This window comes from Sphingomonas sp. Leaf22 (genome assembly GCF_001421715.1).
Classification (GTDB): Bacteria; Pseudomonadota; Alphaproteobacteria; order Sphingomonadales; family Sphingomonadaceae; genus Sphingomonas.
On the sequence record NZ_LMKP01000023.1, the window covers coordinates 107,668 to 122,279 of the forward strand.

Sequence of the window (14,612 nt, forward strand, 5' to 3'; positions counted from 1 at the left end):
GCCTATGAATTCAAACCGCACGAACGGCCGTTCCTGCCCGGTTCGCCCGCCACGCCCGAGCACCCGTTCGCGCGGCGGATCGGCTATTTCGCGATCGGCATGCTGCTGGGGATCACCGGCGGGTTCAACAACGGACTGCTGATCGCCAACCTGCCGCAGATTCAAGGGTCGCTGGGGCTGACGCCGGTCGAGGGCGGGTGGCTGACCGCGATCTATTCGATGACCAGCGTGTGCATGTCGATGCTGCTCATCAAGTTCCGCCAGCAATTCGGATTGCAGCGGTTCACGCGCATCTTCCTGATCGCGTTCCTGATCCTGAACGTGTTGCAGGTGTTCGTGCACAGCTATGGCGTGCAGTTGCTCGTGCGCGGTGCGGCGGGGGTCGCGGGCAGCGCGCTGACGACGCTGTGCTTCCTGTATATCATGCAGGCGCTGCCTGCCGCCGCGCGGCTGTCGGGGATGATCATCGGCTTCGGCGCGTCGCAGGTGGCGTTGCCGCTCGCGCGCACCCTGTCGCCGCTGTTGCTGGCCGATGGGCGGATCGAGGCGCTGTTCCTGTTCGAACTGGGGCTGACGCTGATGTGCCTCGCCTCGGTCGCGCTGCTGCGGTTGCCGCCGTCGGACCGGACGCTGGCGTTCGAACGGATCGATTTCCTGACCTTCGCGCTGTTCGCGCCGGGGATCGCGCTGTTGTGCGCGGTGCTGGTGCAGGGGCGTATCCAGTGGTGGTCGACGCCGTGGCTGGGCTATGCCACCGCCGCCGCGATCCCGCTGATCGGGGCGGCGCTGCTGGTCGAGCATAACCGCGCCAATCCGCTGCTCAACACCCGCTGGATGCTGGGGCGCAACATCGTCCGCTTCGCGATCGTCGCCGCGTCGCTGCGCATCCTGCTGTCCGAACAGACGTTCGGCACGGTCGGGCTGCTGACCGTGGTCGGCATGGGCAACGACCAGATGGTGACGCTCAGCCTCGTCATGACGCTGGCGTCGATCGCCGGGCTGGTCGTCTGTCTGAAGACGCTGAACATGCAGGACCTGTACAAGCCGGTGGTGATCGCGATCGCGCTGATCGGGTTCGGCGCGTGGATGGATTCGGATTCGACCAACCTGACCCGCCCGTCGAGCCTGTATGTCAGTCAGGCGATCATCGCCTTTGCCGCGCTCTATTTTCTGGGGCCGATGGTGATGATCGGCATCTTCCGCGCATTGGCGCGGGGGCCGAGCCATATCATCAGCTTCTCGGCGATCTTCAGCATTTCGCAGACGATGGGCGGCCTTGCCGGCACCGCGCTGCTCGGCTCGTTCCAGATTGTGCGCGAGAAGGTTCATGCGTTCGAACTGACCCAGAGCCTGACCGTCACCGACCCGCTGGTCGTGCAGCGTATCCAGCAACTGGGTGGTGCCTATACCCGCGTCCTCGGAGATCCGACGCTGCGACAGGCGTCGGGCGCGGGGCTGCTCGGGCAACAGGTGACGCGGGAGGCCAATATCCTCGCCTATAACGACGTGTTCCTTGCCGTCGCCATCCTGTCGGCGGCGATGGTGGTGTGGCTGGGGGCGCTGTGGTTGCGCTTCCGGTGGAAGGGCGTGAACCCGCTCGCCGCCGATCTCGCCGCCGTTCAACGCATGCGACAGCAGCAGATGTCATGACCGATACGAAACTCTCCGAAGACGAAAAGCAGCGACTGATCGATCCGGTCGAGGTGCCGAGCGAACCGGCGCGCGCGCGCGGATGGGCACCCCCGCGCGGGTCGCTGAAATCCACGATCGGGTTCGTCGCGCTGCTGCTGGGCGGCATCGCGCTGGCGCTGTACGCGTGGGGGTTGTGGCCGTTCGGCAGCGCCATTCAGGCGACCGACAACGCCTATGTCCGCGGGCAGACGACGATCATCGCGCCGCAGGTGAACGGCTATGTCACGCAGGTGCTGGTCCGCGATTTTCAGGACGTGAAGGCGGGACAGGTGCTCGCGCGGATCGACGACCGCATCTATCGCCAGCGCGTCGATCAGGCGCAGGCCGGGCTGGCGGCGCAGCAGGCCAACCTCGCCAATTCGCAGCAGAGCGAGCGGTCGAGCGAGGCCAGTCTGGGCGGACAGGCGGCAGCGGTCGTCAATGCGCAGGCGCAGTTGGCGCGGGCGCAGGCCGATATGGCGCGGGTCAACGATCTGGTGGCGCAAGGTTCGGTGTCGCTGCGCGAACGCGACCAGACGCTGGCGGCGCTGCGCGCCGCACAGGCGGGCGTGTTGCAGGCACAGGCGCAACGCAGCGTGGCGCAGGAACAGGTGCGCACGGTGACGGTCGGACGCGGCGGGCTGAACGCGGCGGTCGAGAATGCCCGCGCGGCGGTGCGGCTGGCCGAGATCGATCTGGCCAACACGATCATCCGCGCGCCGCAGGACGGGCGGCTGGGCGAGGTCGGGGTGCGGCTGGGGCAATATGTCACGGCGGGGACACAGATGATGTTCCTCGTGCCGCCGACCGTCTGGGTCACCGCCAATTTCAAGGAAGCGCAGACCGCGCGCATGGCGCCGGGCCAGCCGGCCCGCGTCCGGGTCGACGCGCTCGACCGCGCCGAATTGCGGGGGCGGGTCGAACGCATCGCGCCTGCCGCCGCCAATGAGTTCGCCGTGATCCGCGCGGACAATGCCACCGGCAATTTCGTGAAGGTCGCGCAGCGCATATCGGTGCGCATCGCCATCGATCCGCGCGATCCCCTGTTCGGGCGTTTGCGGCCGGGCATGTCGGTCGAGGCGCGGGTCGATACCCGCAGCGGCGTGTCGCCGGCAGCGCGATGAAGCGGCGGATAGCCTTGGCAGTGCTGGCGATGCTGGCCGCGTGCGCCCCGGCCGAACGTCCCCGGCCGGAGGCGGCGGCGGTTGCGCCGCCGGCGGGGTGGCGGACGCCGCTGCCGGGCAGCGCGCCGATCACCGCGACCTGGTGGCAGGCGTTCGGCGACCCCGAACTGACCCGGCTGGTCGAGGCGGCGCTGGCCAATAATCCCGACATTGCCATCGCCGCCGCGCGGGTCGCGGAAGCGCGCGGGCAAGAGCGGGTGGCGCGGGCGGCCCGCTTCCCGACTCTCGATGCCGGCGTCGGCCTGATCGAACAGCGCGCGCTCAACGCGTTCGGGACGGCATCGACCGGTACGTCGCTGCAACCGGTGTTCCAGTCGGCGTATGAGATCGACCTGTTCGGACGGGTCGGGCAGACGATCGAGGCGGCGCGATTGACCGGCGATGCCGCTGCGGCGGCCGCCGACAGCGTCCGGCTGGCGGTCGCCGCCGCCACCGCCAGCGGCTATGTGACGTTGCGCGGGCTCGATGCCCGGATCGCAACGGTGCGGGCGACGATCGCGTCGCGCGGCGAGGCGCTGCGGATCGCCCGGTCGCGCGCGGAGGCGGGCTATACGTCGCAACTCGAACTGCGACAGGCCGAGGCGGAATATGCCGGGGTGACGCAGACGCTGCCGCAGCTCGAACTGCTGGCGCGGCGGCAGGAAAACGCGCTGTCGCTGCTGACCGGAACGCCGCCGCGCGCGATCGATCGGGGGCGTTCGCTCGACGCGCTTGTCCCGCCGCCGATCCCGGCGGGGCTGCCCTCCGATCTGCTCCGCCGTCGGCCCGACATCGCGCAGGCCGAAGCGACGCTGGCGGCGAGCGATGCGTCGCTGGCAGTGGCGCGGGCGCAATTCCTGCCGTCGCTGCGACTGACCGGATCGACCGGCGAGGTGCTGTCGAGCGCCTTGCCCAACCCGGTCGGCATCTGGTCGATCGGGGCGAGTGTGCTGGCCCCGCTGTTCCGGGGCGGGCAGTTGCGCGGCAATTACGACGCGGTGACGGCGCGGCGCGATCAGGCGGCGTTCGCCTATCAGCGCAGCGTCCTGACCGCGTTCCGCGAGGTCGAGGATGCGCTGGCCGCGGTCGATCGGCTGGCGGTGCAGCGGCGCGCGCTGGAAACGCAGCGGACCGCGACCGCCGAAGCGTTGCGCCATGCGACCAATCGCTACCGTGCGGGATACAGCCCGTATCTGGAGCAACTGGACGCGCAGCGCGCGTTGTTCAGCGCCGAACTGTCGCTGGAACAGGTGCGCGCCGATCAGCTGACCGCGCTGGTCGCGCTGTATCAGGCGATGGGCGGCGGCTGGGGGGCGGAGACATGATCCGCGTGGCGACGGCGGCCGATATTCCGGCGCTGCACGATCTGGTCGAATCGGCGTTTCGCGGGGATGCGGCGCGGGCCGGATGGACGCACGAGGCCGATCTGCTCGACGGACAACGCACCGATCGCGCCGCGCTGACGGACGTGATCGCCGATCCCGACCGGACGATCCTGATGACCGGCGACGCGACCGGTTGCGTTCAGGTATCACGCATCGCGCCGGGGCTGTCGGCACTGGGCCTGCTGGCGGTACGTCCGGACGTGCAGGCCGGCGGGCTCGGGCGACGGCTGGTGGCGGCGGCGGAAAACTATGCGGGGCGCGTTCAGGGTGCCGGGCGGATCGAGATGACGGTCATCGCCGCGCGCGGCGAGCTGATCGCATGGTATGAACGGCAGGGCTATGTCAGGACCGGCGAAAACCGGCCGTTCCCGATGGACGACGTGCGGTTCGGCCTGCCGCGCCAGCCGCTGTCGTTCGTGGTGTTGCAACGCGACCTGTCGCGATGATGCCCCAAACGACAAGCCCCGCCCGGGGGACCGGACGGGGCCTGCGACGGCAGCGCAAGGGAGTGCGCCGGACCGGTTTAGTCCACTGCAACAAATCCGCAATGGTTCTTTTGGAGACTTGGGTACGTCCGACTGTCCAACAATTGGTCAACCCAGCGCTCTACCAGCGTCGTCAGCCGACGATAGGCCGTCGCGTCATCGAAATCGGGGTCCGCGATACGGCGATGCATGATCCCCGCGCCGATGGTCATGATCATTTCGGCCAGTTCGGCGCGCGACTCGGCCTGCTCGGGACGGGGGGCAAGGCCGGTCAGCGACCGCAACAGCGCCTGCTTCACCCGGCGGTTGACGTCATGCGCGATGGTTTTGATGCGGTCGTTGCGGGCGGCCTCGGCGATGATCTCGGGCATGAGTTGCCGCGACTCGAGGTCCCTGCCGCATTGCAGGAACATCTGGAGCCAGTGGCGGATCGCCGCGATGTCGCCGCTTTCGACCGCCTGCTCGATTTCCGCCTCATGCAGAAAGGTCGCGAGGTCGCCCTCGACGATCGCGGCGACGATCGCTTCCTTGTCGGCAAAGTCGCGATAGATCTGCCCGACCTTAATCCCGGAAACCGCCGCGATCTGCGCGACTCCAGTACCGTGAAAGCCATGTTCGGCGAACAGCGTCCGCGCGACCGCCACCAGTTTTTCGCGCCGGGCCGTTGCTTTACTCGCCCGACATGCGACTTCGCACTGCAACAAATTCACGTCAGATTCACCTGTAAGCCCTTGCCAGTTTCCACCGGGCGGCGTACGCGCAGCCAATGTGTGAGTGATCGATCACTCACGTTTAGCACATCCGTTGAGGACGTTCATGAAAAATCGCATGGCCCCATTGGCACTGGCGCTCATTCTTTCGGCCTGTGGCGGGGGTGGCGGCGAGTCGCAACAGCAACAAGGGGCGCCGCAGGGTCCGCCGCAGGTCGGCTTCGTGACCGTGCAGGCACAGCCGGTGACGTTGACCACCCAGTTGCCCGGTCGCACAGCGGCCTATGAGACGTCGGAAGTCCGGCCGCAGGTCAACGGCCTGATCCTCGCCCGCCTGTTCCAGGAGGGCGACACGGTCCGGCAGGGGCAGCCGCTCTATCGCATCGATCCGGCACCCTATCAGGCCACGGTGGCGAGCGCGCGTGCCGCCCTGTCGCGGGCGCAGGCATCGATCGCGTCCACCCGCAATCTGGCCCGCCGCTATGGCGAACTGGTCAAGATCAACGCGATCAGCCGGCAGGAATATGAGAATGCGGTGACCGGCGCGCAGCAGGCGCAGGCGGACATCGCCGCGCAGCAGGCCGCGTTGCGGCAGGCGCAGATCGACCTGTCGCGCACCACGATCACCGCGCCGATTTCGGGCCGGATCGGCCGGTCGGTGTCCACGACCGGCGCGCTGGTGTCGGCGGCGCAGACCGAGGCGCTGACCACGATCCAGCGCCTCGACCCGATCTATGTCGATATCCAGCAGTCGAGCGCCGACCTGTTGAAGCTGCGCCAGCAGATCATGGACGGCGACCTGTCGCGCGGAAGCGGCGCGGCGCGGGTCCGGCTGAAGCTGGAGGATGGCAGCACCTATCCGATCGAGGGGACGCTGAAGTTCACCGACGTGACCGTCGACCCGGCCACGGGGACGCAGGCGATCCGGGCGGTCTTCGCCAATCCGCGCGGTCTGTTGCTGCCGGGCATGTATGTCCGCGCCGAACTGGCGCAGGGGACCAAGGCGAACGGGATATTGGTGCCGCAGCGTGCGGTGACCCGCGATCCCAAGGGCAGCGCGACGGTGCTGGTCATCGGGGCCGACGGCAAGCTGGCCCCGCGTCCGCTGACCACCGACCGGACCATCGGCGACGCATGGCTGGTGACCGGCGGGTTGCAGCCCGGCGACAAGGTCGTCGTCGAAGGCGCGCAGATGTTGCAGCCCGGCACCCCGGTCAAGGGCTATCCATGGACTCCGCAGACCGCCGGCGCGGCACCGCAGGGCGCTGCCCCCGGTGCTGCGGGCGGTCCGCAGGCACAGGCGAAGTAACCGCTGATGTCCCGTTATTTCATCGACCGGCCCATCTTCGCATGGGTCATCGCCGTCGTCATGATGCTGGCCGGCGCGATCGCGATCCGCAGCCTGCCGATCGCGCAGTTCCCCGAAATCGCGCCGCCCGCGGTGGCGATCACCGCCACCTATCCGGGTGCCGATGCGGAGACGCTGGAGCGCACGACGACCCAGATCATCGAGCAGCAGCTCAAGGGCATCGACAACCTTCGCTATTTCTCGTCCTCGTCCTCTTCGGCGGGGACGGTGTCGATCACGTTGACCTTCGAACAGGGCACCGATCCCGACATCGCGCAGGTGCAGGTCCAGAACAAGTTGCAGGCGGCGACCCCGCTTCTGCCGCAGGAAGTCCAGCGGCAGGGGATTCAGGTCACCAAGTCCGCCGCCAGCTTCCTGCTGGTCGTCGGCCTCGTGTCGACCGATGGATCGCACAGCAACAACGACCTGTCCGACATGGTCGTTTCGAAGTTTCAGGACCCGATCAGCCGCGTGTCCGGCGTCGGCGAATTGCAGGTGTTCGGCGCGCAATATGCGATGCGCATCTGGGTCGATCCGCTGAAGCTGAACAGCTATCAGTTGACGATCGGCGACGTCACGGCGGCGGTGCAGGCACAGAACGCCCAGGTTTCCGCCGGGCAGATCGGCGCGTTGCCGGCCCCCAAGGAGCAGATGCTGAACGCCACGGTCAGCGTCCAGTCGCGCCTGCAGACCCCCGAGCAATTCGCCAATATCCGGCTGAAGACCAATGCCACCGGCGCGGTCGTCCGGCTGGGCGATGTCGCGCGGGTCGAGATCGGGGCCGAGAATTACGGTTTCGACGTGCAGTATAACGGGAAGCCGGCATCGGGCTTCGGCGTCCGGCTGGCGGCGGGTGCCAACGCACTCGACACCGTCGAGCTGGTCAAGGCTCGCGCGCAGGAAATCGGCCGGACGCTGCCGAGCGACGTCAAGGTCATCTATCCGTACGATACGACGCCGTTCGTCCGCCTGTCGGTCGAACAGGTCATCCACACGCTGATCGAGGCGGTGGTGCTCGTCTTCCTCGTGATGTTCCTGTTCCTGCAGAACTGGCGGGCGACGATCATCCCGACCATCGCGGTGCCGGTGGTGCTGCTCGGCACCTTCGCGGTGATGGCGGTCGCGGGCTTCACCATCAACACGCTGACGCTGTTCGGCATGGTGCTGGCGATCGGTTTGCTGGTCGACGACGCGATCGTCGTCGTCGAGAACGTCGAACGCCTGATCCAGACCGAGGGGCTGTCGCCGAGGGAGGCCGCGCGCAAGTCGATGGACGAGATCACCGGCGCGCTGGTGGGTATCGGCCTCGTCCTGTCGGCGGTGTTCCTGCCGATGGCGTTCTTCGGCGGATCGACCGGCGTCATCTATCGCCAGTTCTCGATCACGATCGTGTCGGCGATGGTGCTGTCGGTGGTGGTCGCGCTGATCCTGACGCCGGCATTGTGCGCGACGATCCTGAAGCCGCATGATCCGCAGCAGCACGGACAGGGCAATGGCCCGCTCGCGCGCTTCTTCCGCTGGTTCAACGACCGGTTCGAACGCGGGCAGCAGAAATATGAGGGCGGCGTCCGGCGCACCACGCGCAACTGGAAACGCTCGATGCTGGTCTATCTGCTGATCGTCGGCGGCATGGTGTTCGTGTTCACGCGCCTGCCCTCGGGCTTCCTGCCCGACGAGGATCAGGGGACGGTGCTGGCGCTGGTGCAGGGTCCGGCGGGTTCGACCAGTGGTCGCACCGAAAAGGGCCTGAACCTGGTGCGCGACCATTTCCTGAAGCAGGAAAGCGCCAACGTCGCAGGTGTCTTCACGATCAACGGCTTCAGCTTCGCGGGGCAGGGGCAGAATGCCGGTCTGGTGTTCGTCAACCTGAAGCCGTGGGACGAGCGTAGCGGAGCGGAGAACAAGGCGCAGTCGATCGTCGGTCGCGCCATGGGCACCTTTGCCGGGTATAAGGACGGGCTGATCTTCGCGCTGGTCCCGCCGGCGGTGCAGGAATTGGGCAATGCGACCGGGTTCGACGTACAGCTGGTCGATACCGGCGGTATCGGCCATGACCGGCTGCTGCAGGCGCGCAACATGATGCTCGGCATGGCCGCGCAGGATGGCCGCGTGGCACAGGTGCGTCCGCTCAGCCTCGACGATGCGCCGCAGCTGAAAGTCAATATTGACGAGGACAAGGCGCGCGCGCTGGGTCTCGACCTCGCCGACGTCAACTCGACGATCGCGACTGCGTGGGGCGGCGGCTACATCAACGACTTCATCGACCGTGGTCGCGTGAAGCGCGTCTATATCCAGGCCGATACCCCCTATCGCCTCAGCCCCGAGGATATCGGCGACCTGTACGTTCGCGGTGCCACCGGGCAGATGGTGCCGTTCACCGCCTTCTCGACGCTCGAATGGGCCAATGCACCGGTACAGCTGACCCGGTATAACGGACAGTCGGCAATGCAGTTGCAGGGGTCGCCGGGGCCGGGCCTGAGCACCGGTGCGGCGATGGAGGCGATGGAGGAAATCCATGCCAAGCTGCCGCCGGGCACCGAACTCGAATGGACCGGCCTGTCGTTCGAGGAACGGCTGTCCGGGGGACAGGCACCGGCGCTGTACGGATTGTCGCTGCTGATCGTGTTCCTGTGCCTTGCCGCGCTGTACGAAAGCTGGTCGGTGCCGATCTCGGTCCTGCTGGTGGTGCCGCTGGGCATTCTCGGTGCGCTGCTCGCAGCGTGGCTGACCGGGCTGAACAACGACATCTACCTGCAGGTGGGTCTGATCACCACGATCGGCGTGTCGGCGAAGAACGCAATCCTGATCGTCGAATTCGCCGAGGAACGGATGGCCGACGGCATGAACCCGATCGACGCGGCGGCGGAGGCGGCACGGCTGCGCCTGCGGCCGATCCTGATGACCTCGCTCGCCTTCGTCTTCGGCGTGCTGCCGCTGGCGCTGTCGACCGGCGCTGGTGCCGGTGGGCAGAATGCGATCGGCCGCGCGGTGGTCGGCGGCATGTTGTCGGCGACGATCCTCGCCATCTTCTTCGTGCCGATGTTCTTCGTGGTCGTCCTGCGCCTGTTCGGCCATGGCGGTGACAAGGACACCCCGTCCGCCAATCGGCCGTCCGATGACCAAGGCACCGAACCCGATGGCGGCAACCGGTCCTCCGGCGGCGGCGAACCCGCGCCGCAGGGGGCATGATGATGAGCAACCATGTGATGACGCTGCGTAGCCTGATCCTCCTTGCCGCCACCACCGCGCTGGCGGGATGCAACTTCGCGCCGGGCAATGTCCGGCCGGAGGGGGCGATCCCGCTGACCCTGCCGCAGGGCGGGGCGTATCCGCCGCTGGGGGCCGAACAGGCGGACGTGACCGCGATCGCCTATCGCGATTTCTTCACTGATCCGCGGTTGCAGGCGGTGATCGCGACCGCGCTGGAAAATAACCGCGATTATCGCGTTACGGCCGCCAACGTACTGGTCGCCCGCGCACAATATCGCGTGACCCGTGCGAGTCAGGTGCCGGCGACCGGCGTCAATGGCGGCGTCACCTATACCAACAATCCGTTCGGCGCGCTGGGCGGGGCGGGGGGTGCCACCGGCGGGACCGGCACCGGCGGTACGGGTGCCGGGGTCGGCGGCGTGCCCGCGCAGACGAGCAACCTCGAAATCTATCAGGCGTCGGTCGGCTTTTCGGCGTTCGAACTTGACCTGTTCGGCCGGGTCCGCAACCTGAGCCAGGCCGCGCTGCAGGAATATTTCGCGACCGAGGAAGCCCAGCGCGCCGCGCGAATCTCGCTGGTCGGCGAAGTCGCGACGGCGTGGTTGACGATGGCGGCCGATCAGGACCAGTTGCGGCTGTCGCGCGAAACGCTGAACAGTTTCGGGCGGACGCTGGAACTGACGCGCGCGCAGTTTCGCGTCGGCGTCATCTCCGAACTGGAGGTGCAGCAGGCCGAAACCACGTACCAGCAGGCGCGCAACGATATCGCGGCGCTGACCGCACAGATCGCGCAGGACCAGAATGCGATCAACCTGCTCGCCGGCACGACCATCCCCCTCGAACAGCTGCCGACCGAACTGGGCGAGCGCGATCCGGTGCTGGCCGACCTGCCGACCGGCGTGTCGTCGGCGGTGCTGCTGCGGCGACCCGATGTGTTGCAGGCCGAACGGCGGCTCTATGCGGCCAACGCCAATATCGGCGCGGCGCGTGCGGCGCTCTTCCCCACTATCTCGCTGACCGCGACGCTGGGCACCATCAGCACTGCGCTGGGCGGGCTGTTCGGTGCGGGGACGCAGAACTTCTCGATCTCGCCGGCCGCCTCGCTGCCGTTGTTCGATGGCGGGCAGCGGCGCGGCAATGTCGAGGTGGCGCGCGGCCAGCAGCTGGCGGCGGTCGCGACCTATGAAGGGACGCTCCAGACCGCGTTTCGCGAGGTCGCCGATGCGTTGGCGACGCGCGGCACGATCGGCGAGCAATTGTCGGCCCAGACCGCGCGGGCACGGGCGGCGGCGACCGCCGAACGGCTGTCCGATGCGCGCTATCGGGCGGGGATCGATTCGTTCCTCAACACGCTCGATGCGCAGCGGACCAGCTATGCCGCGCGGCAGACGCTGGTGCAGACGCGCCTCGCGCGGGCGACCAATCTGGTGACCCTGTATCGGACATTGGGGGGTGGGCTGAACTAGGCCCACCCGCTTGCATCGTCGCCCGATCGGCATATGCTCTCCCGCATAACATAAAGGAGAGGAACGATGAATCCGATCGAACCGGGCGATGCCGCCGGCGAGAAGAGCATGGTGATCCTGCAAAGCCTGCTCTGCTTGCTGCGCGAGAAGAACCTGTTGTCGCGCGCCGATATCGAGGAACTGGCGGCCAAGGTCGCGAGTCGGGCGGCCGAGCATGATCGCGATCCGCTGCCGTGCCAGTCCGATGCGGTCGTCGCCGCTGCGAGCGAGATGAACCGGCTCGGGGCGTATATCGGTGGGCGCTATGGCGGAAAGCATCGCCGGATGTGATCCGGCGGCCGCCACTGTAATCACCACGTCAGAATTTGCAGCGACAGGCATCCCTCGCAGCCGCCGAGCGTTTCAGTCAGGTCCGGTTGCACCGGGCGAGTATGATAGACGGGCGGCAAACGCCCTTGAGAGGTTGTCGTGTCTTTGATCGGACCGGACGAAATGTCCTATTTTGTACGCCGTGCGGAGCAGCAGTTGGAACTGGCGCAGCAGGCCGACCATGAACAGGTTGTGCATGCGCATTACGAACTCGCCAACCTCTACCTCGACAAAGCCTATGCCGATGCCGCTGCCGTGGTGGAGGTCGCTGCGCAGGCGGCTTGAACGGTGGTCGATGGTGGTTGTTGATCGACTGTCGCAGTGGACTGGGCGGCGGTGATGCGTTCCGCCCGGAAGGGTGGGGACTGGCTGACAGGTGGTCCGCGTTAAGGGTTTGACGAGGGCCGCTCGGTCTGCGGTTGCGGACGAATGATGCTGCAAACATCGAACCCATTCCGAACCACGCGATGCCTGCCACAAGCAGGGGAGCAGCGTCATGGAACGGGTCGGATGGCGTCGAAGCGTCCGGAAGGAGGCGTGGCAGGCTCCCGATCTGGGTTTGGCTATCAGGCTAGCGAACTGCTCCCCTCCCTGAAAAGGGAGGGGCTGGGGGTGGGTCGGCCTGGGGCTGGCGAGCCGCTCCCTAACAGGACAACCCACTCTCGACCCCTTGTCAGGGAAGGGAGCGGTTGAAACCGTACTGAATGTCGATCGGTCCTAGGGCCTCTGCGAACGTCTTGCGTTGCGCCACACGCTCGCCCACCCCGCAATCCCGGTATCGGCCATGCGCATGGCCGATACCGAAACGTCACTGATCTTGCTGGTTCGACATCGCGTCGTCGACCGGGGCATCCGCAGCATCGTCCGCCGCCTTGTCCTCGCCCCGCGAGGAGCGCGACGTCATCCCCGTCGCCGATGCGTCGTCGAGCACCTGCTGATCGGGCTCGATCGGCGGGGGCGGGGGGAGTTCCTCGACCGGCGCGACCGCGCTCAGATTCTCCATCATCGGCGGCGCGGCTTCGTAATTTTCCTCGGGCAGGGGCGTCGGCGGCGGCGAGTCCTCATCGAACGCGCTGTTTTCGATCGGTGCCTCGTTAACATCGTCGTTCGAACAGGCCGCCAGCCCGGCCGTCAGCAACAGGCCGCTGCCCGCCAGCAGCATCGCACGCCATCCGCTCTTCATCGCCATCCCCTTATCGTGCCGCCAACTGGCTGGCTTCGGCGCGCGCGGCGATCTTGTTCGCCAGCACGCCGTCCCATTTATACGGATCCTCGCGGAAGCTCATCGTGCCGTTGGGCGTCGCGAAGGCGGTCCAATACAGCAGATAGACCTTTACGGGGTCGGCAACGCGCGCGCGCACGGTCTTGCCCGACGCCAGCGTCGTGTCGATCTGTCCGGCCGACCAGTCGGGCGTGGTCCGCAACAACAGCCGCGCCAGATCCTCGGGCTTTTCCAGCCGGACGCAGCCATGGCTAGCCAGCCGGTCGAAATTGGCGAAGCCCGCCTGGGCCGGCGTGTCGTGCAGATAGACCGCGAACGGATTGTCGAAATCGAACTTGAACCGGCCCAGCGCGCTTCGCTCCGATGCCTGTTGCAGGCGACGCCCGCCGCCTTCGGTTTCGATGACGCGGAACCCGTTGCGCTTCAGATAGCCGGGATTGGCGCGTTCTTTCGGCCACAATTCCTTGTCGGCGATCGACGACGGCACGTTCCATGGCGGATTGAGCACGATCGAATGAATCGTCGAGGTCAGCATCGGCGTCTCGTCGCCCGGTCGCCCGGTCACCGCCTTCATCGACGTCACCGGCTGATCGCCGTCGAACACCGTCAGCACCGCCGCAGCGATGTTGACCTGAATGCGGTTCCTTTCCAGCTCGGTCGGGAGCCAGCGCCACCGTTCCATATTCGCCTTGATCTGCTTGATCCGCTCCCCGACGGGCACGTTCAGCGAAGCGATGGTCTGCGCGCCGACCTGTCCGGCGGGGTTCAGGCCATAGCGGCGCTGCGCCCGGCGGACGGCGTCGAGCAGCGCCGGATCGAAGCTGTCGCCGCTGGCTGACAATTCAGGATCCTCGGCCGCCAGCCGCTTGCGCAGCGCTGCGACCTGCGGACCACGTCCGCCCATGCGCAGGTCGGAACCGGCGGCCACGATCGGCCAGCCACCATTCGCGGCGATCTTGCGATAGCGCGCGAGGCCCGCGACCAGCGTGTCATATCCGGCATAGGGTGGCGGCAGCGACGCGACCCACGCCGCCAGCCGGTCCTTGGCCACCGCCTCGCGAAATGCGGGCAGCGGATCGTAGGATTGCGGGCGCATCGCCCAGTCCTTCTGGAAATCGGCGGTGTCGAGTCGACCAGCGCGGACCGCATGGGCGTGGTCGAGCGCCGCCTGCACCAGCGCCGGTCCGCCCAGCGCACCCAGCAGCGGCGCGCGGTCCTTCAGCCCCTGTGCCACCGCATCGCGCGCCAGCAGCCGGGCAAGCTCGCTTTCCTGCGCGGCGGTCAGCGTCGGCAGCGGCAAGGGCGCTAGGATCGGTTGCGCCATCGGCGCGGCCATCGGGACGGTCGGCACGACCGGTGGCGGCAGGACCTGCGCCGAAGCGACGCCGGCAAGGCTCAGACCCGCGCCGGCGAACAGGGCACGCCGCAGCGTGCGGGCGAAACATAGGCGGTGATCGGTAATCGCTTTCATCCCAGACTCTGTTGGTACGGTGGTCGTCCTATACGGATCCCAACCTGCCGCACGATGAACCGTTGCCCCCTGGCGACCTGTTACCACAAGCCGCGAACGGTTTCGAACCCCG

12 protein-coding genes are annotated in these 14,612 nt (G+C 67.3%); 9 read left to right on the forward strand and 3 right to left on the reverse strand.

The genetic code is table 11. From position 1 onward, the window contains the following. The first annotated feature begins 99 nt into the window (after window positions 1–99). From ASE70_RS11260 to ASE70_RS11275, 4 genes are read left to right on the forward strand one after another with little or no spacing between them, the layout of a single operon-like run. Window positions 100–1,650 carry an MFS transporter gene (locus ASE70_RS11260; RefSeq protein WP_235519843.1) on the forward strand — a complete coding sequence of 517 codons (1,551 nt, stop codon included), beginning with the start codon at window positions 100–102 and terminating at the stop codon, window positions 1,648–1,650. Then, window positions 1,647–2,795, forward strand: a complete 1,149-nt coding sequence (locus tag ASE70_RS11265) for an HlyD family secretion protein (RefSeq protein WP_056394403.1) — start codon at window positions 1,647–1,649, stop codon at window positions 2,793–2,795. Before ASE70_RS11260 ends, ASE70_RS11265 begins: the two co-directional genes overlap by 4 nt. Beyond that, window positions 2,792–4,159, forward strand: coding sequence for an efflux transporter outer membrane subunit (locus tag ASE70_RS11270; RefSeq protein ID WP_056394409.1), 1,368 nt, complete (start codon window positions 2,792–2,794; stop codon window positions 4,157–4,159). Before ASE70_RS11265 ends, ASE70_RS11270 begins: the two co-directional genes overlap by 4 nt. Beyond that, on the forward strand, window positions 4,156–4,665 hold the full coding sequence (locus ASE70_RS11275; protein WP_056394412.1) for a GNAT family N-acetyltransferase: 510 nt from the start codon (window positions 4,156–4,158) through the stop codon (window positions 4,663–4,665). The genes ASE70_RS11270 and ASE70_RS11275 overlap by 4 nt, the downstream gene beginning before the upstream one ends. A 77-nt stretch (window positions 4,666–4,742) precedes the next feature. Here the strand turns inward: ASE70_RS11275 and ASE70_RS11280 are convergent, their stop codons facing one another. After that, complete coding sequence (locus tag ASE70_RS11280) at window positions 4,743–5,471, reverse strand: TetR/AcrR family transcriptional regulator (RefSeq protein ID WP_162235974.1); 729 nt, start codon at window positions 5,469–5,471, stop codon at window positions 4,743–4,745. Between the two features lie 49 nt (window positions 5,472–5,520). Here ASE70_RS11280 and ASE70_RS11285 point away from each other — a divergent pair, with 49 nt between their 5' ends. From ASE70_RS11285 to ASE70_RS20430, 5 genes are all read left to right on the forward strand, one after another. Beyond that, complete coding sequence (locus ASE70_RS11285; RefSeq protein WP_056394418.1) at window positions 5,521–6,723, forward strand: efflux RND transporter periplasmic adaptor subunit; 1,203 nt, start codon at window positions 5,521–5,523, stop codon at window positions 6,721–6,723. Window positions 6,724–6,729: 6 nt separating this feature from the next. Continuing rightward, window positions 6,730–9,951, forward strand: coding sequence for an efflux RND transporter permease subunit (locus ASE70_RS11290; protein ID WP_056504810.1), 3,222 nt, complete (start codon window positions 6,730–6,732; stop codon window positions 9,949–9,951). Further along, complete coding sequence (locus tag ASE70_RS11295) at window positions 9,951–11,438, forward strand: efflux transporter outer membrane subunit (protein ID WP_327196832.1); 1,488 nt, start codon at window positions 9,951–9,953, stop codon at window positions 11,436–11,438. The genes ASE70_RS11290 and ASE70_RS11295 overlap by 1 nt, the downstream gene beginning before the upstream one ends. Before the next feature lie 66 nt (window positions 11,439–11,504). Beyond that, entirely contained in the window at window positions 11,505–11,768 is a 264-nt protein-coding gene (locus ASE70_RS11300) for a hypothetical protein (protein WP_056394428.1), read from the forward strand. A 162-nt stretch (window positions 11,769–11,930) separates the two neighbouring features. Continuing rightward, window positions 11,931–12,092, forward strand: a complete 162-nt coding sequence (locus ASE70_RS20430) for a hypothetical protein (protein ID WP_200910772.1) — start codon at window positions 11,931–11,933, stop codon at window positions 12,090–12,092. Window positions 12,093–12,615: 523 nt separating this feature from the next. Here the strand turns inward: ASE70_RS20430 and ASE70_RS11305 are convergent. Continuing rightward, entirely contained in the window at window positions 12,616–12,990 is a 375-nt protein-coding gene (locus ASE70_RS11305; protein WP_200925629.1) for a hypothetical protein, read from the reverse strand. A 10-nt stretch (window positions 12,991–13,000) separates the two neighbouring features. Further along, a complete protein-coding gene (locus ASE70_RS11310) occupies window positions 13,001–14,500 on the reverse strand; it encodes a L,D-transpeptidase family protein (protein ID WP_082450989.1) in 1,500 nt (499 codons plus the stop codon). Window positions 14,501–14,612: the final 112 nt, after the last annotated feature.